At 43.5% G+C, this 24,365-nt stretch carries 19 protein-coding genes; 16 read left to right on the top strand and 3 right to left on the bottom strand.

Annotated elements, in window-relative coordinates:
- Positions 1 to 24 precede the first annotated feature (24 nt).
- The gene (locus PY092_RS00180) at positions 25 to 1,674 is read right to left on the bottom strand and encodes a solute:sodium symporter family transporter (RefSeq protein ID WP_275613851.1); all 1,650 of its coding nucleotides are present in this window, start codon (positions 1,672 to 1,674) and stop codon (positions 25 to 27) included.
- Positions 1,675 to 2,024: 350 nt separating this feature from the next.
- Between PY092_RS00180 and PY092_RS00175 the strand changes: the two genes are divergently transcribed.
- The 3 genes from PY092_RS00175 to PY092_RS00165 are packed head-to-tail and all read left to right on the top strand — an operon-like array spanning position 2,025 to position 5,066.
- Complete coding sequence (locus tag PY092_RS00175) at positions 2,025 to 3,233, top strand: DUF5690 family protein (protein ID WP_275614621.1); 1,209 nt, start codon at positions 2,025 to 2,027, stop codon at positions 3,231 to 3,233.
- Positions 3,223 to 4,395, top strand: coding sequence for a TIGR03364 family FAD-dependent oxidoreductase (locus PY092_RS00170; RefSeq protein ID WP_275613850.1), 1,173 nt, complete (start codon positions 3,223 to 3,225; stop codon positions 4,393 to 4,395). The genes PY092_RS00175 and PY092_RS00170 overlap by 11 nt, the downstream gene beginning before the upstream one ends.
- On the top strand, positions 4,392 to 5,066 hold the full coding sequence (locus PY092_RS00165; RefSeq protein ID WP_275613849.1) for a phosphonatase-like hydrolase: 675 nt from the start codon (positions 4,392 to 4,394) through the stop codon (positions 5,064 to 5,066). The genes PY092_RS00170 and PY092_RS00165 overlap by 4 nt, the downstream gene beginning before the upstream one ends.
- Here the strand turns inward: PY092_RS00165 and PY092_RS00160 are convergent, their stop codons facing one another.
- On the bottom strand, positions 5,067 to 5,633 hold the full coding sequence (locus PY092_RS00160; RefSeq protein WP_275613848.1) for a helix-turn-helix domain-containing protein: 567 nt from the start codon (positions 5,631 to 5,633) through the stop codon (positions 5,067 to 5,069).
- Between the two features lie 282 nt (positions 5,634 to 5,915).
- Here PY092_RS00160 and PY092_RS00155 point away from each other — a divergent pair, with 282 nt between their 5' ends.
- From PY092_RS00155 to PY092_RS00095, 13 genes are all read left to right on the top strand, one after another.
- Positions 5,916 to 9,125 carry a SusC/RagA family TonB-linked outer membrane protein gene (locus PY092_RS00155; protein ID WP_275613847.1) on the top strand — a complete coding sequence of 1,070 codons (3,210 nt, stop codon included), beginning with the start codon at positions 5,916 to 5,918 and terminating at the stop codon, positions 9,123 to 9,125.
- A 21-nt stretch (positions 9,126 to 9,146) separates the two neighbouring features.
- On the top strand, positions 9,147 to 10,598 hold the full coding sequence (locus PY092_RS00150; RefSeq protein ID WP_275613846.1) for a SusD/RagB family nutrient-binding outer membrane lipoprotein: 1,452 nt from the start codon (positions 9,147 to 9,149) through the stop codon (positions 10,596 to 10,598).
- Positions 10,599 to 10,676: 78 nt separating this feature from the next.
- The gene (locus PY092_RS00145) at positions 10,677 to 12,332 is read left to right on the top strand and encodes an alkaline phosphatase family protein (RefSeq protein WP_275613845.1); all 1,656 of its coding nucleotides are present in this window, start codon (positions 10,677 to 10,679) and stop codon (positions 12,330 to 12,332) included.
- A 2-nt stretch (positions 12,333 to 12,334) separates the two neighbouring features.
- The gene (locus PY092_RS00140) at positions 12,335 to 13,606 is read left to right on the top strand and encodes a ComEC/Rec2 family competence protein (RefSeq protein ID WP_275613844.1); all 1,272 of its coding nucleotides are present in this window, start codon (positions 12,335 to 12,337) and stop codon (positions 13,604 to 13,606) included.
- Positions 13,584 to 14,954 carry a (R)-1-hydroxy-2-aminoethylphosphonate ammonia-lyase gene (gene pbfA / locus PY092_RS00135; protein ID WP_275613843.1) on the top strand — a complete coding sequence of 457 codons (1,371 nt, stop codon included), beginning with the start codon at positions 13,584 to 13,586 and terminating at the stop codon, positions 14,952 to 14,954. The genes PY092_RS00140 and pbfA overlap by 23 nt, the downstream gene beginning before the upstream one ends.
- Entirely contained in the window at positions 14,954 to 16,558 is a 1,605-nt protein-coding gene (locus PY092_RS00130; RefSeq protein ID WP_275613842.1) for a fibronectin type III domain-containing protein, read from the top strand. The genes pbfA and PY092_RS00130 overlap by 1 nt, the downstream gene beginning before the upstream one ends.
- On the top strand, positions 16,548 to 17,624 hold the full coding sequence (locus PY092_RS00125) for an alkaline phosphatase family protein (RefSeq protein WP_275613841.1): 1,077 nt from the start codon (positions 16,548 to 16,550) through the stop codon (positions 17,622 to 17,624). Before PY092_RS00130 ends, PY092_RS00125 begins: the two co-directional genes overlap by 11 nt.
- A gap of 142 nt (positions 17,625 to 17,766) precedes the next feature.
- Complete coding sequence (locus PY092_RS00120; RefSeq protein ID WP_275613840.1) at positions 17,767 to 18,399, top strand: Crp/Fnr family transcriptional regulator; 633 nt, start codon at positions 17,767 to 17,769, stop codon at positions 18,397 to 18,399.
- A gap of 63 nt (positions 18,400 to 18,462) precedes the next feature.
- Complete coding sequence (locus tag PY092_RS00115) at positions 18,463 to 20,196, top strand: SulP family inorganic anion transporter (protein ID WP_275613839.1); 1,734 nt, start codon at positions 18,463 to 18,465, stop codon at positions 20,194 to 20,196.
- Between the two features lie 56 nt (positions 20,197 to 20,252).
- The gene (locus PY092_RS00110) at positions 20,253 to 21,662 is read left to right on the top strand and encodes an MBL fold metallo-hydrolase (protein ID WP_275613838.1); all 1,410 of its coding nucleotides are present in this window, start codon (positions 20,253 to 20,255) and stop codon (positions 21,660 to 21,662) included.
- A gap of 107 nt (positions 21,663 to 21,769) precedes the next feature.
- Positions 21,770 to 22,114 (top strand): rhodanese-like domain-containing protein, encoded by a 345-nt coding sequence (locus PY092_RS00105; RefSeq protein ID WP_275613837.1) that lies wholly within the window; start codon positions 21,770 to 21,772, stop codon positions 22,112 to 22,114.
- Between the two features lie 16 nt (positions 22,115 to 22,130).
- Positions 22,131 to 22,400, top strand: a complete 270-nt coding sequence (locus PY092_RS00100) for a heavy-metal-associated domain-containing protein (RefSeq protein ID WP_275613836.1) — start codon at positions 22,131 to 22,133, stop codon at positions 22,398 to 22,400.
- Entirely contained in the window at positions 22,400 to 23,401 is a 1,002-nt protein-coding gene (locus PY092_RS00095) for a Tll0287-like domain-containing protein (RefSeq protein WP_275613835.1), read from the top strand. The genes PY092_RS00100 and PY092_RS00095 overlap by 1 nt, the downstream gene beginning before the upstream one ends.
- Here PY092_RS00095 and PY092_RS00090 read toward each other — a convergent pair.
- Positions 23,398 to 24,279, bottom strand: a complete 882-nt coding sequence (locus tag PY092_RS00090) for a sterol desaturase family protein (protein WP_275613834.1) — start codon at positions 24,277 to 24,279, stop codon at positions 23,398 to 23,400. The two genes, PY092_RS00095 and PY092_RS00090, sit on opposite strands and share 4 nt — an antisense overlap.
- Positions 24,280 to 24,365: the final 86 nt, after the last annotated feature.

Below are 24,365 nucleotides of genomic sequence, written 5' to 3'. Positions count from 1 at the left end.
TTTTGTGTTGTTGCATCTTGTTCTCTACTTCGCAAAATAGATGTAGATCCCGATTACGATTATAGCGATGAAGGCGCTTGCCAGTTTCACATGCTTCCAAGGCTCTATGGACACCTGCTTGGTGTACTCCAATTGGAAAGGCTCTTTTCTTGGGTAGAATTTTCCAATGACCAGCATGATGATGATGTTGGAAATAAACAAAATCGCCATCACGTGCAGGTAATGAGGATAGGCGCCCGCCTCTATCAAGTTGAGCTCGGCAGGGTCCGTAATTCCATTGGCCTTTGCTTCCGCCAAAGCATTGGCCACCATTTTTGGTCCAATGATAAACTGGCTAATGATGTAAAGTATAGATCCTGAAAGAATACCGATTTTTGCCGCAATTGCAGGAACCCTTTTCGTGAGATACCCCACTACAATGATCGTGAAAATCGGTATGCTGTAAATACCATTGATTTCTTGCAGATAGTTGAACAAACTGCCTGCATTGGCAATAAGCGGTGCAATGAACATGGCGGCAAGCGCCAAGCATACGCCAAACACCTTGCCGTATTTTACCACGGTCATTTCCGATGCATTTTTGTTGATGTGCTGCTTGTAGATGTCTATTCCGAACAAGGTCACCGAACTGTTGAGCACACTATTGAAAGAACTCAAAATGGCCCCAAAAAGCACCGCAGCGAAGAAGCCCATCAAAGGTTTTGGAAGCACGGCCCGTACCAGTTCCGGATAGGCAAGGTCACTGCTTGCCAATCCCCCTTCAAAATAGTAATAGGCGATCATTCCGGGCAACACCAGGATAATAGGTCCCAAAATCTTTAAAAATGCAGCCAGTAAGAGGCCTTTTTGTCCTTCAGCAAGGTTTTTGGCCCCCAGGCCTCGTTGAATTATTTGTTGATTGGTCCCCCAGTAGAAAAGCTGAACCAGCATCATTCCGGTAAAAATGGTGGAAAAGGGCACTTCTTGGCCCGGATTTCCAGTTGAATCAAAACGCTCTGGATTTGCGGACATCAATGTGTCCAATCCGCCAAGTACACTACCATCCCCTATGGCCATCAAACCAAAAACAGGAATCATGATCCCACCGATGATCAGTCCCACGGCATTAATACTGTCCGAAACGGCAACAGCCTTCAGCCCTCCAAAAACGGCATATATGGAACCAATGATCCCTATACCCCAGATACAAACAACCAAGGCCGTTGAATCCGAAACACCCAATAGCTTGGGGACATCGAACATGCCGCTAATGGCGACAGAACCGGAATACAGTATTACCGGAAGTAGTACCACTACGTAGCCAGTGAGGAACAATCCAGAGGTTATGGTCTTTGTGGTAACATCAAAACGTTTGGCCAAAAATTGGGGCACCGTGGTCAGTCCACCCTTGAGGTACCGTGGGAGCAAGAACATAGCTGTGACCACAATGGCAAGTGCTGCCAGTGTTTCCCATGCCATTACGGAGAGCCCGTCTTTGTACGCGCTACCGTTGAGTCCCACGATTTGCTCCGTGGATAGGTTGGTTAAGAGCAAGGAACCTGCAATAACCCCTGCAGTAAGGCTTCTGCCTCCCAAAAAGTAACCATCGGATGATGTTTCATCGGTTTTTCTAACGGACCACCATGATATGATTCCTACCAATAGGGTGAATCCCAAAAACGAAATAAGTGCCATATTGTAATATTTGATGTTTTGTCCACGGACAAAACGATTTGTTTAGCTGGTTGTGCACGCTAATATAACCTGAATTTTCCGAAATCTGGGATGAAGTCGTAAACACAACATTTTAATTTATATAGGAGGTATTTGGAAAATTTGATGTAACTAGAACACTTGAGAAAACATAATGGATCGCTAACAATAATTTAAACTGAAAAGTGTGGTTGTTTTCTTATAAATTTGAGTAATTTGAAACATAATTTTATTATTTGTAAACATTGATTGATAAAGGTACGGTCGCCAAGCGACCAGGAATCGTATTTGTTTTGCATGCTTCCCTTGCTGCTTTTGGCACATATTTTTGCATGTATGCCTTTAGAAAACCATTTTCAGTGGCCACTTTTGATGGGTTGGCCTTTATGGGAGTGGATTACAAGATTCTTTTGGTCATCACTCAGGTTTTGGGGTATGCGCTTTCCAAATTTGTTGGGATAAAAGTCATCTCGGAACTTAAACCCAACCGAAGGTTGCTTTACCTGATTTCGCTCATTGTACTGGCCGAAATTTCACTTCTACTCTTTGCTTGGGTGCCCGCGCCCTACAATATTCCCTTTATGTTCCTTAATGGATTTCCTTTGGGAATGATCTGGGGAATTGTTTTTTCTTATATCGAGGGAAGACGTTTTACCGATATTTTAGGAGTAGTGCTATCATCCAGTTTTATTGTGTCCAGCGGGGTGGTAAAATCCGTAGGGCTTTTTGTGATGAACTCTTGGGGGGTCAGTGAATTTTGGATGCCATCAGTCACGGGAGCTCTTTTCTTTATTCCTCTTTTGATTTGCTCCTACCTTTTACAGCGGGTGCCACCGCCTACCCCAGAAGATATCGCCAACAGGACAGAGCGGATTCCAATGACCGCTACGGATAGAAAAAACTTGGTAAAGAAATTCTTTTTCCCATTACTGCTAATTGTATTGTTCTATACGTTTTTGACCGCTTTTAGGGATTTTAGGGACAATTTTGCCAGGGAACTTTGGGATAGCATTGGATACAGCGGGGATGTTTCCGTTTTTTCCACTTCAGAAATTATTATTGCCATAGTGGTGCTATTGATCATAGGAACCATTTTTTACATCAAGGATAACTTTAAAGCCTTGCTTACCTATCATGTATTGCTGATTCTTGGGACAGTGGTCTTGGCCGTGAGCACCCTAATGTTTCAGACAAAGTTGTTGGACCCTTTTGTCTGGATGGTTTGCACCGGTTTTGGGCTATATATTTGTTATGTACCGTTCAACTGTCTCTTTTTTGATCGTTTTATCGCAACGTTCAAGGTAAAGGGAAACTCAGGATTTCTTATTTATATAGCTGATGCCTTTGGGTATGTCGGCAGTATTTTGGTATTGCTCTATAAAAACTTTGGACAGGCGAATTTGTCTTGGCTCAACTTTTTTGTTTACGGTACTTACGCTGTTGCCTTCATTGGTATATCCAGCACAATAATTCTATTTATCCACTTCGCCTCTCGCCGCAAAGCGGAACAACTCAACAACCAACTGGATTATGGGAAATAAATATGATGCCGTCATTGTAGGTGGTGGTATTTTAGGGACTTTTCATGCCTATCATGCATTGGAAATGGGCTTGAAAGTCTGTTTGGTGGAAAAAGATGCCTACGCCAAAGGAGCAACAACACAAAATTTTGGACAAGTGGTTCCTTCGGGCATGAACACCAAATGGCAAAAATTTGGCCGTGAAAGCCTTCGAATATATAAAGAGATTCAATCGCAGTTCGATATCAGCATCCGTCAAAACGGAACGGTGTATTTAGCATCCAATGAAGAGGAGGAGCAATTGTTGGTAGAGCTAAGGGCGATAAACAGTACCAACGACTACGAATCCAAAATGCTGACCCAGCAAGAGTGTTTGCAAAAATACCCGGGACTCCGAAAGGATTATGTGGTATCGGGATTGTTTTTTCCTCAAGAGGTCACAGTAGAGCCTAGAACTATGATCCATAAGCTTCAGGACTATTTGGTTGCCCAAAAGGGATTGGACATCAAGTTTGATTTTCCTGTTGTTTCCTGTGAATCCAATGGGGAATGGGTATCGGTCCAGAATACCAAAAACGAAGAGGTTTTCGGCAAAAAGGTAATTATATGCAACGGAGCCGATTTTAAAAACCTGTACCCGGAGACATTTGCGGCCAGCGACCTTGAGGTTTCCAAATTGCAGATGATGCAGACCAAACCCCAAGAGAACTATAACTTAAGGGGGTCTATCTTAACAGGTTGGTCCATTCGTAGATATGAGGCATTTCATGAATGTCCATCCTATGCAAGAATCAAGAACAACGAACCAAAAGAAAGCCTTCAAAAAAAATGGGGCGTGCATGTTCTTTTTAAACAAGCTGCCGATGGTTCGATAATATTGGGGGATTCCCATCAATATGCCGATGTAGGCAAAATTGAGGATTTAGGTTATGACCTGGATATGGACATTGACAATTTTATGATCGAGGAGGCCAAAAAAATAATAGACCTGCCCACCTATCAAATACAGAAAAGGTGGTATGGGATGTACTCACAATGCAAGAACAATGATGTTTTTCAAAAAACCATTGACGACAATATTCATATTGTAACGGGAATCGGTGGAAAGGGAATGACGGGCAGTGCCGGGTTCTCGAAGAAGAATATCGCTACTATATTTAATAAGCAGAAAATCAATTTATGAAAAAAATAGAACTGGCCGTTTTTGATATGGCGGGCACCACGGTAAACGAAGATAATGTAGTGTACAAAACCGTTAGGGCCGCTTTGGCCAAATCTGGAGTGGAGGTTTCTTTGGATACCGTTTTGGAGTTTGGGGCAGGAAAGGAAAAGTTCAAGGCCATTGCCGATATATTGGAAGAAACCAAAACTACTGGGGTAAACCCCAATGCAGTTTTTGAAGATTTTAAAGGAATGTTGGAAGAGGCCTATGCCAATTTGGATGTGACCACTTATGATGGTGTCGAAGAACTCTTCAAACTATTAAAATCCAAAGATGTAAAGGTGGTGCTCAACACGGGCTACGACCACAAAACGGCACAATCGCTTTTAAACAAACTGGGCTGGGTTCCAGGAGAACAAATTGACGCCTTGATCACTGCAGATGATGTGGTCAAAGGGAGACCATCTTCGGAAATGATTGATAAGGCCATGGCGATGTTTGGTATCACGGCATCCGAAAAGGTATTAAAGGCAGGTGATTCCGTGATTGATATTGAAGAAGGCAAAAACGCTAATTGCGGATTAACGGTTGGAGTATTGACCGGGGCACAAACCCGTGAGCAATTGGAAACTGCGGAACCATCCATGATTTTGGATTCCTTGTCCGATTTGGCCGGGCAATTGTTTCCCTGATCAAATAAAGAAATAGACCACCAACATTTTAGAGGGAATTTTTCCCCTGTTGATCGGAACATGGGGGATTCTGCCATCAAAAAAAATGGAATCCCCTTCTTTTAAAAGTACTTCTTGGTCCCCTATCTCGTAGTAGCATTCTCCTGTCAAGATATACTTGAACTCAAAAGCATCGGTGACCACTTTGTCCCGTTCCGAGTTGGGTTGCACTTCCAAGAGCACGCTTTCAAAACCAACGGAGTTCAATTGTTTTCCAAAAATATAATTATAGGTAAACCCAACAGCTTCGTCTTCTTTTTCTATAATGGATTGCTCATCCTTACGGGTCACTAAAAAGTTGTGGCCATTGGCCTTGGGAATTCCATCAAAAAAATCGGTCATCTCGGTTTCCAAGGCCCCCACTATCTTTAAAAACACAGGTAAAGAAGGTATGGTTCGTCCATTTTCAATACGTGAAATGAGTCCGGCAGTAACCCCGGCACTGATCGCAACATCATTTATGGTCTTTTTATTGTTCTTGCGGATTTGCTTGATCCTTTTCCCTATGCCAATAAGGTAATCTTCCATTTTTGTATGTGCTTCTAAAGTTTAGTATTTATAATATTATTTGATTAATCAAGATTAAGAAAAAAATTGGTTAATCCACTACAGTACTAGGATATATTGTGAAAACTAGTGTTTTCGGAGATTTTAAAAAAGTGCATATTTGTAAATAATGTTTACATAACATTGAGGTGCTTATTTTAACCTTTCCATATCATTTTTTTAATCTGTTTGAATGTCTGCCTTAACTCTTGTGTTGGATATTTGTTGATAAATAATTAACCAAATTTTACAAATACTCAACAAATGAAAAATTCAGCCTTAGGGTTTTTATTTACCATTTTTGTATGTGTCATGGGATATGCCCAAGATACTTTTACAGGAACGGTACTGGATGAAAACAATGTTCCGTTGCCGGGTGCATCGGTAGTTGTAAAAGGTGGTTCCACAGGGGTGGCCACCGACTTTGATGGAAATTTTGAAATTGAACTTCCACAAGGAGAAGAAATCTTGGTGATATCCTATATAGGGTATATTTCCCAAGAATTGGAAACAGCGGGACAAACATCCGCAACAGTTGTTTTGCAACCAGATTTTCAACAATTGGACGATGTGGTTGTAACTGCCCTTGGTATTAAAAGGGAAACAAAAAAGCTTGCCTATGCAGTTCAAAAAGTTTCCGGTGAGGAAATTTCAGAAGCAAAGGAGACCAATGTTGTAAACTCACTTTCCGGTAAAATGGCCGGGGTGCAGGTAACAGGGGGTAATTCCGGTGTGGGTTCTTCATCCCAAATCATTATTAGGGGAGAAAACTCATTGAATCCAAGCCCAAATGCCAATTCCCCTCTTTTTGTGGTTGATGGTATCCCGATCAACAACAATGTGAGCAGTAGAGGCTCCGAAGGTAACATGGAAGTGGATTATGGAAACGGTGCGATGGACATTAACCCGGACGATGTGGAGACCATGACCGTATTGAAGGGGCCAAATGCAACAGCATTGTATGGTTCCAGAGGTGCAAATGGTGTGGTGCTCATTACAACAAAATCGGGCCAGGGAACCAAAGGTATCGGTGTCTCTATCACCCACAACACGACTTTCGAGGATTTATTGACGCTTCCTAAGTACCAGAACAGATACGGACAGGGTTCCGGTGGTCAGTTTGCCTTTAACGATGGAGGTCAAAACCGTTCACTAACAGGCGGGATAAATGACCATGTGGATGAAAGCTGGGGGCCAGCATTGGATGGACAATTGATTCCGCAGCACGATAGCCCGACATCCAGTGGCCTTCGTGCCGGTGATGTGCATGTTAGGCCAAGAAATCCTGACGGAACCTTTGCCGATGAAATTATTGCAACACCTTTTTCGCCCCAACCCAATAATATCGATGATTTCTTTAGAACAGGCTTTACCATGAGCAACAACATTGCTTTGACGGGAGCTAACGAAGACGGAAACTTCAGGGTGTCTTTTACCGATCTACAAAGTGAAAGTGTTATCCCGAATTCCAATTTTAAGAGAAGGTCATACCAAGTGAACGGGTCTTACAATCTTACGGATTGGTTAAAAGTGACAGGTTCCATGAACTATATCAATTCCAACTCGCGTAATCGTCCCAACAACTCATACGGAACGGAAAACGTTATGTACTTGTGGATTTGGTTTGGTCGTCACATCAATATGAACAACCTAAGGGATTATTGGCAGCCAGGATTGGAAGGCGTACAACAGTACAACTACAATTATAACTACCACGATAACCCTTTCTTTACCGTGTACGAAAACACAAACGCTTTCAACAAAGATCGTGTGATCACGAACTTAAGAGCTGATATGACCTTGGCCAAAGGCCTTAGTTTGATGCTGCGTTCCGGTTTTGACTATTCCAACGAATTGGACATGCGTAAAAGAGCGTACTCCACACAGCGTTTCCCAAATGGCCAGTACAGGGAAGATTTTATTTATGCCTATGAGCAAAACACCGATTTCCTTTTGGCATACAACACGGAGTTGAACGAAGATTTTGATTTTGGAGTGTCCTTTGGGGGCAACCACCGTTCAGCGAAGAACAGATATCAGCGTATCAGTGCCAACTCATTGTCGATTCCTGGTATCTACAACTTTGGCAATGCCGCAGAGCCTTTGACCCAGAGCGATTACGATAGCAAATTTACCGTGAACAGTTTGTATGCTTTCTCCAACTTGGCATACAAGGATTATGCTTTCTTGGATGTTACAGCACGTAACGACTGGTCTTCAACGCTTCCTGATGGAAACAACAGTTATTTCTACCCATCCGTTGGTTTGAGTTTTATCCTTTCGGATATGTTCCAAATGCCGGAGGCCATCAGTTTTGCAAAAGTTAGAGGAGGCTGGGCAAGTGTAGGTAATGATACTGATCCATACAACTTGGCTGCTACCTACGGTTTCGGTAACACTTTTAATGGGTATTCAAGAGCGTATTCCCCATCAGAATTAAAATTGGCAGATTTAAAGCCTGAGCGTACCAACTCTTTTGAATTGGGTGCTGATTTAAGATTCTTAGGGAACAGATTGGGATTGGACGTAGCTGTCTATAAATCCGTGACCAACAACCAGATTCTTTCCTTGCCTGTTTCGAATACCTCAGGATTTAGCTCAAGGATAATCAATGCGGGCGAAGTGGAGAATAAAGGTTTGGAAGTAACATTGACCGCAACACCGGTTAGAACCGATAACTTCAGCTGGGATACCAACATCAACTTTACCACCAACCGGGGCGAGGTAAAGGAACTTACCGATGGATTGGATCAATATTTGGTAAAAGAGAACTACTTGCAAGTGGTCGCCGAGGTAGGTGAGCGTATGGGTGACCTATACGGAACGGGTTTTGAGAAAGTGACCGATCAAAACAGTCCATATTATGGTCAATGGATCATTGACGGGGATTCAGGTCTTCCCATCCGAAGTAACGAGTTGAGGAACCTAGGGAACTATAATCCGGATTTCATGGTGGGCTTCCAAAACAGTTTCAGATACAAGAATCTTCGATTCGGATTCCTTTTCGATTGGAGACAAGGTGGTGTTTACCACTCAAGAACTGTGGCCATTGGTGGCACAACTGGTATGTTGGACTTTACCGTTCCAGGTCGTGAAACGGGTATCGTTGCCCAAGGTGTTGTAGATGATGGAAACGGAAACTATACGCCCAATACGGTAAATGTAGCGGCATCCAACTATTACTCACATGTTTATAATAGGGGAAATGAGGAAAGCTCGATGTTCGATGCCACCTATGTTAAGTTGAGAGAAGTAAAACTGGGCTATACACTTCCAAGCAAGTTGTTGGCAAAGACACCGGTTAAATCCGCTACCATTTCCCTTGTGGGTCGTAATCTAGCCCTTTGGACAGAAAACGATCACGTAGACCCAGAATCCATTTCCTTCTCAGGAGGTACCATTGTGCCGGGTGTGGAAGATATGGCTTTGCCAAGTACAAGAAGTTTTGGACTTAACCTTAACGTAGAATTTTAAAAAAAGAATTTAAGATAAAGAATGATGAAAACATCAAACTTCATAACATCCATCCTATTTGCAGGAACCATGTTGGTTTCGTGTACGGACAATTTTGAGGAAATCAATTCCAATCCAAATGCTCCTGAACAAGTGAGTGCCAATCTACTTACTTCCACCGTAACCTCTTCAATTACAAGACAATTGACGCAGGAAGGCTATAGCGATGGAAATACAATTACCCAGTTAATGGCAAAGAACAACTTTCCAGGTTTTAGCCAATTCGATTGGGGAGATCAAGGAATGTGGGACTTCTTTTATAGCTATTTGCCCGAGATCAATGATATTCTGGAAATCTCCCGTGCAGAAGGGTCACAAAATGCAACCTACGAAGGCATAGCCTTGACATTGAGAGCACTTTCTTTTGCTAACCTCACCGATTTGTATGGCCACGTACCTTACACAGAGGCTATGGCAGGTGAATCCGACGGTATTTTCACCCCGGTGTACGATGATCAAGAAACCGTTTACAATGGTGTGCTCCAAGATTTGGCCGCTGCTGATGCCGCATTGGCACAAGGCGATGCCATTGCAGGCTCAACAGGAGATGTTATCTATGATGGAGATGCTTCCAAATGGAGAAAACTGGCAAATTCGTTGCGTCTTCGTTATCTGATGAGAATCTCCAAACAAAGAGATGTTTCTGCCGAAATGCAGGCCATAGTGAATGCTGGAAACTACATTTCATCCAATGATGACAATGCCGTATTGGTATTCAGCGGAACATCCAACACCGATTCTTGGCCAGAAAGTACCGGCCGTATCGGTGGTTTTGATGAGAAGAGTCTTTGCACTACGCTTTTGGGCTACTTTGAGGAATTCAATGACCCTCGATTGGATATTTGGTTCGATCGAAACAGTGATGGCGAATGGGTTGGAATTCCAATTGGACTGAACCAGGACAATGCCCGTGCCTATGATGATGCCAATAGCCCAAGCCGATTGGATGTGGAATTGTTCTATTTCTCATCAACGGCAGCAGAAGCCTTCATCATGAAAAACTCAGAAGTACAGTTCATCTTGGCCGAAGCTGCTGAAAGAGGTTTTATTGCTGGAAGCACCGAGGATTATTACAATGCCGGGATAAGAGCGAGTTTGTCATATTGGGGAGTTGCTGATGAAGATATTACCACCTATTTGGCAGAACCAACCGTGCAGTATGATGGTTCTTTGGAATTGCTTTTAAAGCAAAAGACCATAGCGCTATGGAACGTTGATTATCAAGGGTGGATGGATTACAGAAGAACTGGTATGCCAGCACTGGAAACGGGTCAGGACGACCTTAATGGTGGACGCTATCCAGTACGTTTCCTATATCCATCATCCGAGCAAACCTTGAACACGGCCAATTACGAAGCCGCCGTTCAAGCAATGGGAGGAGAAGGCGATAACATCAATACCCCTAGCTGGTGGGAAACCGGAACAAGGTATTAAACTATAGGAATTAGTCCTTTAACTAGCATATGGTTGCCCTGTTTTTCAGGGCAGCCTTTGTTGTTAAAAACAATCAAGATGTCAAAAAAGCTACTATTACCCATTTTGTTGACTGTTTTGGTGGTATCGTGCTCCAAAAAAGTAAGTCAATCCGTAAATATTGAGCACGTAGTTGTCATTGGAATAGATGGGATGAGTCCCAACGGGATTCAAAAGGCAAATACCCCGACCTTGGATTCCATGATTCAGAATGGAGCAGCTACCATGCATGCAAGGTCTGTACTTCCTTCAAGTTCAAGCCCCAATTGGGCCAGTATGATCATGGGTGCCGATACCGAACAGCACGGGGTAACCTCCAATGGATGGGAAAAGTTCGACCATCAGTTACCGCCCGTTGTTGTTACCGAAAATGGGACTTTTCCGACCATATTCACACTTTTTAAAGATCAGCAGCCCTCGGCTCATGTCGGGGCCATCTACGATTGGGATGGTTTTGGACGTTTGTTCGAAAAAACTGATGTGGATTTTGATATTGACGGGGATCATGAGGATAAAACCACCCAAGAAGCGGTCGATTATATTAAAAAAAATACCCCAAAATTCACTTTTGTGCACCTAGACCATGTAGACCATGCAGGTCATGCACAGGGACATGGTAGCCCTGATTATTACCGGTCAGTGGAAAAAGCGGATTCCCTGATCGCCGAAATAGTGAATGCTACCAAGGATGCTGGGATTTTTGAAAAAACCATGTTCATTGTAGCCTCTGATCACGGAGGATTGGGCTATGGTCACGGGGGCGAAAGCTTGGCCGAAATGGAAATTCCGTTCATTTTATATGGAGCGGGAATCAAAAAAGGTTACAAAATTGAAGAAACCGTTTACCAATACGATAACGCGCCGACCGTTGCTTATGCCATGGGTTTACAAACACCGCAATCATGGATAGGAAGACCTGTAAAAGGCGCTTTTATAGGAAATGAGGCCCCAATACTTATCTATAAGCGAAAAGAGCAGATAACCCAGCCCAAAATTCTCCCGGATGCAGGCCATTATGAGCCGGCCGGAGGAGTTTTTAAAGCGGATTCTGTTGCTGTGGTCATACAAAACCCGAACAATGTTGGGGAGATTCGATATACCATTGGCAACAATGTGCCCACCATGGAAAACAGCCAGATCTACCAAGATACCTTTTACCTAACACAGACAAGCATTGTCAAAGCGGGTATCTTTCAAAACAACCAATTAGTGAGTACCGTTGCTGAAGGAAACTTTAGAATTACATCAAAAGACAAACAAGACCCTGTCAAATTTCAGGTGTATCAGGTAAGCGGCATGGAAAAACTGCCCGATTTTACATCATTGGAGCCCGTTTTTGAAGGTTATGCCACCGAATTTTCCCATAAACAAGCACTGACCGGCGATATGCCGCAAGAACAAGTAGCTGTGGTTTTTGAAAGTTATTTGGAAGTAATCGAAAAAGGAAACTATAATTTTTTCACCAATAGTGATGATGGTAGCAAGCTATATGTAAACGGTATTGAAATCGTGGACAACGATGGCGACCATGGCGTTATGGAACGCAGCGGTTCTTTGGAGCTATCCGAAGGAAGGTATTTGGTACGCATAGCGTTTTTTAATGGTGGAGGGGGCTATCATTTGGATGCAAAGTATTCAGGTCCCGACATCCCAAAACAAATCATTCCAGCAAACCAGTTGTATAGAGAAAAATAAACATGCATTTCAACCTCAAAAAAACGTATCTCCCACTCATTATTTTAATGGTGCAGGTTTCACATGGGCAAAAACAGCAATTGCCCGAGTGGGAGCCTGGTTTTTTGGATATCCACCACATCAATACAGGTAGGGGCGATGCTGCTTTTATGGTATTTCCCGATGGTACAACCTTGTTGGTGGATGCCGGCGATATGTCCGAAACACATCAGCGGACAACATCGAGCAGAAATGCAAAATTGGTTCCCAACAGGTCCAAAACGGCACCTGAATGGATTGTGGATTATATCGATCAATTCCTGCCCAGAAAGCAAGAACGAAAGTTGGATTACGCCTTGATCACCCATTACCACGATGATCACTTTGGAGAGGTGGATTCACTTCGAAAGATTGCACCTGCAGGGTATCAACTTACAGGAATTATGGAAGTGGGAACGTTGATTCCCATTAAAAAATTGATTGATAGGGGATTTGATTTTCCCATCAACCTAAAAGATGGAAAAGTGCAATCGCAAGAGCGATTTTCAAAGGATGCCTACGGAATGATTCCTACCTTGAAGGAATATTGGAAGTTCATAGATCACCAATCGGAAAAAGTAGGGTTGAAAAACGAAGCGTTGCAAGTGGGGAGTAACCGTCAAATTGGGTTACAACAGCATCCGACCGGTTATCCTGGGTTTTCCATTCAGAACATTGCCTCCAATGGTAATATTTGGACGGGTTATGATGATACTTTTTACGCCCTTTTTGAGGATGGGGAATATCATGGGGAGAATCCGTTGAGCAATGTCATCCGAATAGATTATGGCAAGTTCAATTATTACACGGGTGGTGATATCTCGGGGATCAATGGTTTTGGGCAAACAAATTTGAATGATGTGGAATCCCATGTGGCGCCTGTTATCGGTGCTGTTGATGTGGCCACATTGAATCATCATGGGAACCGGGATTCCCAGAACCCGTATTATGTACGGACCATTCGGCCCCGGGTCTGGATACAACAAAACTGGACGGCCGATCATCCGGGGGAGGAAGTCCTCCGAAGGATGACATCAAAAAAACTATACCCCGGAGACCGGGATATTTTTTCGACCATTATGCTGCAAGGCACCAAAGATGTGATCGGTGGTAGGTTGGATCAATATAAAAGTCAAGAAGGACATATTGTTGTTCGGGTGTATGACAACGGCAATTCTTACGATATTTACGTATTGGACGACACCACCGAAGAACGAGAAATAAAAAGCAAGCATGGACCATACAAAGCGCGATAGGCACAACGCAGAATCTGTTGTGGAGGGCGACATCAACCTGACTCCTGCTCGGAGCCAATGGTTGCAGAACGAAGTAAGCGAAGAAACCAAGGAGCTACTGGAAAAGGATGCCAAGTATTTTATGCATCAATCCATGTCCACACCCTGTTTAGATGTGCTCCAAAATTGTGAAGGCTCGCATATTGAAAGTGTCTCTGGGAAAAAGTATCTGGATTTTCATGGGAACAATGTGCATCAAATCGGGTTTTCCCACCCAAAATTGGTTGCTCGGCTAACGGAGCAACTGCAAAACCTTACTTTTTCCACTAGGAGGTACGCCAATGCAACGGCAGTTCAGTTTGCGGAAAAACTGACCTTCCATACACCAAAAAATCTCAATCGCATCTTATTGACCCCGAACGGAAGCTCCGCCATTGGCATTGCCTTAAAATTGGCACGGGCCATTACAGGCAAGCACAAGGTGATCTCATTTTGGGATTCGTTCCACGGCGCATCCCTGGATGCCATCAGTGTTGGTGGCGAAGCGGTTTTTCAGGAGCACATGGGGCCATTAATGCCCGGTGTTGAGCGTATTCCACCCCCAATTACCTATCGTGGTATATTTGAAGGGAACGAGGAAAAAGCATTGGAGTATTTGGAGTATGTTTTGGAGAAGGATTCTCAAATCGGGGCGTTTTTGGCAGAGACCATTCGCAATACCGATGTGCAGATTCCATCAAAAAAATTCTGGAAAGCAGCTAGGGAGCTTTGCACCAAACACGGTGTTTTATTGATCTTGGATGAAATCCCCATCGCTTTTGGAAGAACGGGGACCATGTTCGCCTACGAACTTTTTGATATTGAACCCGATATTCTCTGTTTGGGAAAAGGACTTGGGGGAGGCATTATTCCGCAGGCCGCGATTGTCACCCGTGAAGAGTACAACAAGTTCGGCCACATCTCCCTTGGGCATTATACGCACGAAAAAAGTCCGTTGGGATCTATGGCGGGCTTGACACTTTTGGAGATTTTGGAAGAGGAAAACATCTTGCAAAAGGTTAAGGAGGATGAAGAATTCATGAGAAAAGCCTTGTACAAAATGCACCGAAAATATTCCTTGATCGGGGATGTGCGTGGGGTGGGATTGCTATGGGGCATTGAACTGGTAACCGATAGAAAAACAAAAGAAAAAGCAACGGCCGAAGCCGAAGAAATTATGTACGAATGTCTTAAACAGGGATTGAGTTTCAAGGTTTCCAAAGGAAACGTGCTCCAACTATCCCCACCATTGACCATAACCAGAGAAGAACTGGAAAAAGCCTTTGAAATATTGAATTGCGCATTTTTAAAAACCAACGCCATAGCCTAATGAAAAAAATCAACCAATTACTTATCGTTTGCTGTTTGGGTTTGATGAAACTCACAGCCCAAACCCAACCCCAAATCTTAGTGCAACCCTATCTTCAGGATGCAGAGCCAAATTCCATAGTGATCATGTGGGAGACCGCTAGTGGGGAAGAAAGCATTGTAGAATGGGGAACCACGGAAAAACTGGGCAAAAAAACATCAGGAAAAGCCGAGGATATCAATTTCTCTGAATCACGGGTGCATACCGTAAAATTGGAAGGTCTCAAGCGCTTTACGGAATACTATTATCGTGTAAAAACGGGCAAGATAAAATCCGATATTTTTCAGTTCAAGACCCCGCCTTTTTCGAGTGATGAAGAATCGTTCAATATCGTAGCCATGAGTGATATGCAATATGATGGCCAGCACCCGAACAAGTTTTCCGAAATCGTGAACCAAGGCGTTCTTCAGTATTTGGAAAAGGAGCATGGGGGCAAGTTACCGGACAATTTGGCCATGGTGATGATTCCAGGGGATCTAGTTTCTACGGGCAGCAAATATTATCAATGGAAAGAACACTTCTTTGACCCTGCACAAAAACTTTTTGCCGAGGTGCCCGTATATCCCGTTTTGGGCAATCATGAGCGCAATTCCGTTTTCTACTTCAAATATTTCAGCCTTCCCGAAAATGGAACACCGGCCTATGCCGAACATTGGTGGTACAAGGATTATGGCAATACGAGAATCATTGGATTGAATTCCAACGACGGCTATCGCGACCTTCGCGAACAATATGAGTGGCTGGAACAGGTGCTGGCCGATACTGAAAAGAACGATGACATTGATTTTGTGTTTGCACAGTTGCACCATCCCCACAAATCGGAACTATGGATTCCAGGAGAAGAAGAGTCCACTGGGAAGGTGGTAAAAATGTTGGAAGCGTTTTCTACCAGAACAGGAAAGCCCAGCATTCACTTTTTTGGACATACCCATGGCTATTCGCGTGGACAGTCCCGAGATCACAAACATTTGTGGGTCAATGTGGCCTCGGCTGGGGGAGCCATTGACAATTGGGGCGAGTTTGAAGGTAGGGATTATGACGAGTTTACCGTTACCCAGGACGAATACGGTTTTGTAATGGTCGAGGTCGACGGTAACCGGAACGATCCCAAGTTCACGATCAAGAGAATCAGTCAAGGGAACAACATTAAGTCCAGACAGAATGAGCTTCGCGATAGCATCACTATTTGGCGATTGGAGAAAAAGCCCGATGCCCCAACAGTGGTCTCGCCAGTGAACAAAGCAATTGTGACTACCGAATTCACTATGTTAAAAGCTGGTGGGTTTTCAAGTCCGCTCAGTGGTGCTTTCCATGCAGCAGCGCATTGGCAAGTTTCCCAAACCCCCGATTTTGAAAAGTTGGTATTGGATAGCTGGAAACAGTTCGAAAATTGGTATTACAAGGAAAATCGTCAAAAGGAGGACGATCTTACCGATGAGAAAACCAAACGATTAGAACCCAACACCACCTATTATTGGAGGGTTCGGTATCGTGACCAAAACCTAAACTGGAGTGATTGGTCCGAAATAGCAACATTTAAAACACCACAAGGAAATGAAAAATAGAATTTTGTTTTTGATGGCTGCCGTTGCAGCACTTGTTAATCTTCATGCCCAAAAGGCAGAGGACACCAAAGTGATATTGATTACGTTGGACGGTTTCCGCTGGCAGGAACTCTTTACGGGAGCGGATTCCCTTTTGATAGGTAACAAGGATTATGTGCACGATGTCGAAATGTTGAAGGACGCTTTCTGGAGGGAAACACCAGGTGAAAGAAGAGAAGCATTATTGCCCTTTTTCTGGAATCAAGTGGAAAAAATGGGCCAAATTCATGGGAATAGAAAGTTGGGAAGCCAAGTGGACTTGACCAACTCCATGTGGTTCTCTTACCCAGGGTACAACGAAATTTTGACGGGAACTGCAGACGATGAAAACATCCGGAGCAATGATAAAATCCCCAACCCCAATACTACCATTTTAGAGCGATACAACAATACGGCCGAAGGAAAAGGCAAAGTAGCGGCCTTTGGTAGTTGGGATGTGTTTCCATTCATTGTAAACGAAGAGAGGTCAGGGGTTCCGGTAAATGCGGGATTCGCGCCTGCCACGAAAAATTTGAATGAAAGGGAAAAGTTTCTCAACCAATTGCAACAGCAGATACCAAGTCCGTGGGGTACGGTCCGTTTGGATGCATTTACCCATCATTATGCTTTGGAACACATGAAAAAGGAGCATCCTAAACTGGTTTATATCTCCTATGGGGAAACAGATGATTTTGCCCACGACGGGGATTATCAGGCCTATTTAAAATCGGCCCACAATACCGATGCATTGATCAAGGAGGTTTGGGAATTTACCCAACAAGATGATTTTTATAAGGACCAAACCGTGTTTTTGATCACTACAGATCATGGACGTGGAACAGAGCCGTTGGATACCTGGAGAAGCCATGGAAGCGATATCAAAGGGGCAGGCTCCGTTTGGATGATGGCTTTTGGAAAAGATATTGATCCTAGAGGCGAAGTTATGGGGGAAGAACAATTGTACTCCAATCAGATTGCAGCCACTATTCTGAAGATATTGGACTTGCCCATCTCAAAAGAAATCGAGGGGAAACCCATAAAATTATAAGTTTAAGTTCGTTTAATTCAGTTTGTTAGTTTGCGTTACCGCAGTAGACCCGTGCCATAGGTACGGGTCTTATTTTTTCAGATGGCCCAAAATGTTCCGTTTTTACTAAAATGGTTACCTTAGAGCAGTGTATTTTTATAACATGGAAGAAGAGCTTTTAGCAACATTCAGCAACTATTTTGAACAGCCTCTAATCGATGAGATTCTAGAAGAGGGGAAATTAATGGAGGTGCCTGCGGGGGAAACCATAATGGGTATTGGGCAATACATACGAAGCATTCCCCTATTGTTATCCGGAGCCATAAAAGTGCTTCGAGAAGATGAAGAGGGCGATGAATTGCTTTTATACTATTTGGAACAAGGGGAAACCTGTTCCGTGACGATGGCGTGTTGTATGGGGCAGACCAAAAGTGAGATCAGGGCGATTACTGAGACAGATACCAAGATTGTGATGGTTCCCGTCCAAAAAATGGAAGAATGGATGGCCAAGTACAAAGGTTGGCGCAATTATGTTTTTGAAAGTTATCAAAACCGTCTTAACGAATTGCTTCAGACCGTGGATAGCATCGCCTTTAAAAACTTGGATCAAAGGCTGGTGGATTACCTTAAAAAGAAGGTGGAAGTGACCAATGATAACCGCATTAGAAATACGCATCAAGAAATTGCTTACGATTTGCACACCTCCAGGGTGGTGGTTTCCAGATTGTTGAAAAAACTGGAAAAAATGAAGAAGTTGGAACTACATAGAAACTACATTCAAATTGTGGATCTATAAGTTTGTGCCCTTTGTTACTTTGGATTGTCTTTAGTCAACCTATTTTTGCATAAAACCAATTGCATGCTCAAAAGGATTTTTCCTTTTTTAACGTGGATTGCCAATTATGACCGCTCAACGTTCTATGGCGATTTGGTAGCGGGACTTACCGTGGGAATTATGCTGATTCCCCAAGGCATGGCCTATGCCTTGATTGCTGGTATGCCCCCTATTTATGGGCTGTATGCGGCTCTGGTGCCCCAATTGGTATATGCCCTTACCGGAACTTCGAGACAATTGGGCGTTGGTCCCGTGGCAATGGATTCCTTATTGGTTGCCGCAGGAATCGGGGCGATGCAGTTGGCCAATACCCAAGATTATATTGCTGCCGTTATATTTTTGACCCTGCTCATAGGACTGTTCCAATTGTTGCTGGGGGTTTTAAAAATGGGCTTTTTTGTCAATTTTCTCTCCAAGCCGGTAATTAATGGATTTACATCCGCCGCCGCAATTTTAATAGGTTTGGGGCAGTTAAAGCATATTTTGGGAGTGGATTTGCAGCAATCGGGAAAGATCTATGTGCTTTTGGGAAGTATTTTTTCCAGTTTGGGCGATGCTAATCCATTGACTTTGGGGATGGGAACTTTAGTGATACTCATCATTATTGGATTGAAAAAGCTTAATAAAAAATTGCCCATACCTTTATTGGTCGTTGTTCTGGGAATTTTGTCCGTAGTACTCTTGGGATTGGAATCCAAAGGAATCAAAGTAGTTGGGGATATCCCAAGGGGATTGCCCAGTTTTCAGATACCAGGTATGCAATGGAACAAGATTGGACAGTTCCTGCCCATCGCCATAACAGTCGCCCTTTTTGGGTTTATGGAATCCATTTCCATTGCCAAAACGGTGGAGGAGCGTCATCCTGAATACGATTTGGACCCCAATCAAGAACTACGTGCTCTGGGGATGTCGAATATTTTGGGTTCGTTTTTCCAGTCCTTTTCCGTTTCTGGAAGTTTTTCCAGAACGGCCATCAACGATCATTCGGGTGCACGAACGGGAATGGCATTGGTTTTTAGTGCCTTGCTGGTAGCTGGAGTCTTGTTGTTCTTGACCCCGCTTTTCTACAATCTTCCCACTGTGGTACTGGGGGCCATCATCATAGTTTCGGTTTTTGGTCTTATCGATTTGAAGTATCCGCTACAGCTTTGGAAGAATAGAAAGGATGAGTTCCTATTGCTGAATGCCACCTTTTTGATGACCTTGTTCATCGGATTGATCGAAGGCATTCTTCTCGGGGTATTGCTTTCACTTTTATTATTGGTGTATCGCATTTCCAACCCCCATATTGCGGTTTTGGGGAAGATCAAGGGCACCACCTATTTCAAAAACGTGAACCGTTTTTTGGAAGATGTGGAGGTGTATGAGGATAAATTAATTATCAGGTTTGATGCCCAACTATACTTTGGCAACAAGGATTATTTTAAAAAACAGCTCTATCAACAGATTGAAAAGAAAGGGCCAAAGCTCAAGTTCATCATCCTGAACGCAGAATCCATCAATTATATAGATAGTAGTGCAGCCGTGATGCTGGAACGTATCATTTTGGAACAGCGGGAGAACGGGATCCAGTTTTTGATCGCTGGGGCCATCGGCCCAACACGGGATATATTGTACAGTAGCGGAATCATAGATGTGCTGGGCGAAGAAAACCTATTTGTGCAGACTTACGATGCCGTGGATTGCTGCAATAACCCACATAAATTGAGTACAATACAGAAAAAAGTGTCCTTACAGTCCAAAGCAAAGAGTTTGTAACTTTAGTGACTTAACTTTAAGGGACGGAATTATATATTTGGTAAAAACCACAAAAAATGAAGATTGAACAGATATACACAGGTTGTCTAGCACAAGGCGCCTACTACATAGAAAGCGAAGGAGAGGCAGCGATAATCGACCCCTTGAGAGAGGTTGACCCGTACATTAAGACGGCTGAGGAGAACGGTGCCAAGATCAAATATATTTTTGAAACGCATTTTCATGCCGATTTTGTGAGTGGACACCTTACCCTGTCCAAAGAAACCGGTGCGCCTATTGTATATGGCCCAACGGCTGAACCTTCTTTTGATGCGATTATCGCTGCGGACAAGGAAGAGTTCAAGCTTGGGAATGTTACCATAGTTGCGTTGCACACCCCCGGGCACACCATGGAGAGCACCACCTATTTGTTGCGTGATGAAAATGGCAAGGACCATGCGATTTTCAGTGGGGATACCTTGTTCTTAGGTGATGTCGGTCGACCAGATTTGGCGCAAAAAGCAGCCCATATGACCCAAGAGGAATTGGCAGGAACTTTGTTCGATAGCCTTCGTGGCAAGATTATGCCCTTGGCTGATGATGTAATCGTATACCCTGCACATGGAGCAGGTTCCGCTTGTGGAAAAAACATGATGAAGGAAACCGTGGATACTTTGGGCAATCAGAAAAAGATGAATTATGCCCTAAGGGCCGATATGACAAGGGATGAATTTATCGCGGAAGTAACGGAAGGCCTATTGCCACCGCCACAATATTTCCCGCTCAATGTAAAAATGAACAAAGAAGGCTACGAGGACATCGACAAAATATTGGAAAGAGGGACCCGGTCCCTTACCCCTGAAGCATTTGAGGTTGCAGCTAACGAAACAGGTGCCATTGTGCTCGATGTTCGCCATCAAGATGATTTTGCCAAAGGTCACGTGCCACGATCTATATTTATTGGGTTGGACGGCAGTTTTGCCCCATGGGTGGGGGCGTTGGTCGCCGATGTAAAACAACCTATTCTGCTCGTAACCCCGGAGGGAAGGGAAGAAGAAACCATTACCCGTTTGTCAAGGGTTGGTTTTGACCATACTTTGGGTTATTTGAAGGGTGGAATCGACGCTTGGGATGCTGCAGGAAAAGATGTGGATACTGTGGATAGCGTCAATGCGGAAGAATTGAAAAAGTTGGTTGATAAGGGAGTGCCTGTTTACGATGTCCGTAAAGAATCGGAATACAAGGCAGAGCATGTTGAAGATGCCCACTTGACACCATTGGACTACATCAATGATCACTTATCGGAATTTCCCGAAAAAGAGATTTTCTATGTGCATTGCGCAGGAGGATATCGCAGTATGATCGCCTCTTCCATCTTAAAAAGTAGGGGAATCCACAATTTGGTGGACGTATCTGGTGGTTTTGCTGATATTAAAAAAGCAGGAATACCAGTAACCGACTACGTTTGCCCGACTACTTTGAAATAAGACAGGGATAAGCTCGGAAAAATCATCAAAAGATGGTTTTGTGTAACTATCGTTACTGACCGCCATTGGCTGTTTGGGATACTTTAGTATCTCAAAACAACGAAACTATGTCAATATTCAGTTTTTTGTTCAAGGAGCAAAACCTTCCCGATGAAATCCAGATTATGGATAGGGAGGAATATAAAGATGCCATATCCAAAGGCAAGGTCCAGTTAGTGGATGTGAGAACCAAGGGAGAGTTCATGTCCGGTCATATAAAAGGAGCCAAGAACATCGATTTTTTCCAAGGGACTGCATTTGAATCCGCATTCTCCAAGATGAAGAAAGATGCTCCCCTTTACATTTATTGTCAATCGGGAAACAGAAGTCAGAAAGCAGCCAGGAAGCTCGTAAGCATGGGTTTTACCAAGGTATACGATTTAAGGGGCGGGTATAGAAGCTGGTGCTATTGATTCAGAAAAGTGTGCTATGAAAACAATATTCCAAATACAAAATCTAAAGTGTGGAGGATGCGTCAAGACGATATCCAACAAACTTTCAGAGATAAAAGAAATCAAAGATGTGATTGTGGAGAAGGACAGCTCATCGGTTAGCTTTGATCATCAAAGCGCCGATGATGCTTCCTTAGTTAAAGACGCCCTCAAACGCATGGGATATCCTACTATTGATGATGAAAACGGTTTTGTGGACAAGGCAAAATCGTTTGTAAGTTGTGCCAGTGGTAAAATGTCCAACTGATGAGATTCACTACAATATCCATATTTGTTTTTTTCCTGATGCTATCCTGCAAGCAGGGACCTAAAACTTCGGATGAAGAAGCCTCTGAACCGATAGCACAAAAGGTCTCTCAAGTTGAGGAAGGCAAAAAAATGATGGAAAACCAATGCTATTTATGCCATAATCCATCTGCACCGGAAAACGGACAGCGAATTGGTCCGCCGATGGTTGCCGTAAAAGCCCATTATCTGGAAAATTATGCGAATAGGGAAGCTTTTGTGGAGGCCATTATGGCGTTCGTGAAATCGCCTTCTGAAGACCATGCCCAAATGCGTGGAGCTGTCCGCAGGTTCGGATTGATGCCGGCCCAACAGTTCCCACAAGGTGGGGTAAGAAGGATTGCTGAGTACATGTACGATTATCAGATTGAAGAACCGGATTGGTTTCAAGCACATTGGATGGATCGTCGAGGGGATTCGCTCTACAACAGGGGCAAGACACCAAAAGTGTCCGAAACCGAAGTAACCCCCAAGGAATTGGGAATGCGTTATGCTTTGGAGACTAAAAAGGTACTTGGTAAAAATCTAATGGGCACTATTCAGAATAAAGGAGTGGAAGAGGCTGTGGTATTTTGCAATGAAAGAGCATACCCGCTGACCGATAGCATGTCCACCAACTTTAATGCCCGAATCAAAAGGGTTTCAGATAAACCCCGAAACCCTGAAAATCAAGCCAATGCAATAGAATTGATGCATATCGAAACTTTTAAGGGACAGGTTGCAGGTGGAGCGTCCGTTGAACCTATTTTAAGTGAAGAGAACGGAAAAGTACACTTCTATTATCCCATTGTAACGAACACCATGTGCCTGAACTGTCACGGAACTCCGGATAAAAACATAACCCCCAAAGTATATGCGAGCCTGTTGGAACTGTATCCCCAAGATAAGGCGATAGGGTATGGGCCCGATGAGGTGCGAGGTATTTGGAGCATTGTTTTTGATGCTCCGAAGAGCACGGACTAGCTATCTTTTTTTGGCTTTTTAAAGCCATAGATCAATTGGCCCCAAAATCCTTTGGGCAATTTCTCATCACCAGGGAAACCCAATTCAATTTTCCCTCCGTTTTCTGGAATATAGTTTGTCTTGAAGATGTAATCCCAAATGCTCAGGCTTATGCCGAAATTCACACCGTAGGATCCTTTGGGAATGGTATAGGCGTGATGATACAAGTGCATCACGGGATTGTTCAAGATGTATTTCAATGGACCATAGGTCAGTTTAATGTTCGAATGGTTAAAATGCCCGATGGCAATGGCAGCAAAATGTACAATGTAGGCCTGTTCAGGCTCAAAGCCACCCAGAACCATCACTCCCAAAGTTTTTAAAGGTTTGTAGAGGATGTTTTCCATCCAGTGGAAACGCATATGGGCAGCGAACCCCATTTCCTTTACGCTGTGGTGCACCTTGTGGAATTCCCATAGCATTGGGTATTTGTGCAACAAAACGTGGGTAAACCATTGTACAAAGTCGAGCACCACAAAAAAGACCAGCAGTTGCACCCATTGCGGCCAATTGGCGATATCCAAAATGACCAAGGACTTTGAAGTGATTCCAATATCCACAAAAAGTACGCTTAAGACTTTGTAGACCCCACTGATGATAATGGCGAACACAAAAAAGTTGAAGAACATATAAAACACATCCAACCAAAAGTCCTTTCTAAAAATAGACTGCTCTTTGCGCCAAGGAAAAAGGATTTCCAGCCCCCAGACCAAAAGAGAGATAATGATCAATCCCCAGAAATAATTGGTGTACCAGGGAACATCAAAAATAATGGACCTCCATGTCCATCGCACGGTTCCAAGAAATCCATTGATAAAAGCATCAAAATACTCCAACATACCAGTATTAAGTCGTTCAAAAAGCTGAAAACTGATTCATAAACAAAAATACTTTAAAAATAATGGCGTCTGTGTAACAGAGGTTA

Source organism: Flagellimonas yonaguniensis, assembly GCF_029193885.1.
GTDB lineage: Bacteria > Bacteroidota > Bacteroidia > Flavobacteriales > Flavobacteriaceae > Flagellimonas > Flagellimonas yonaguniensis.
Note: the sequence above shows the minus strand (reverse complement) of the source record. Positions and strands in the feature narration are given on the sequence as shown.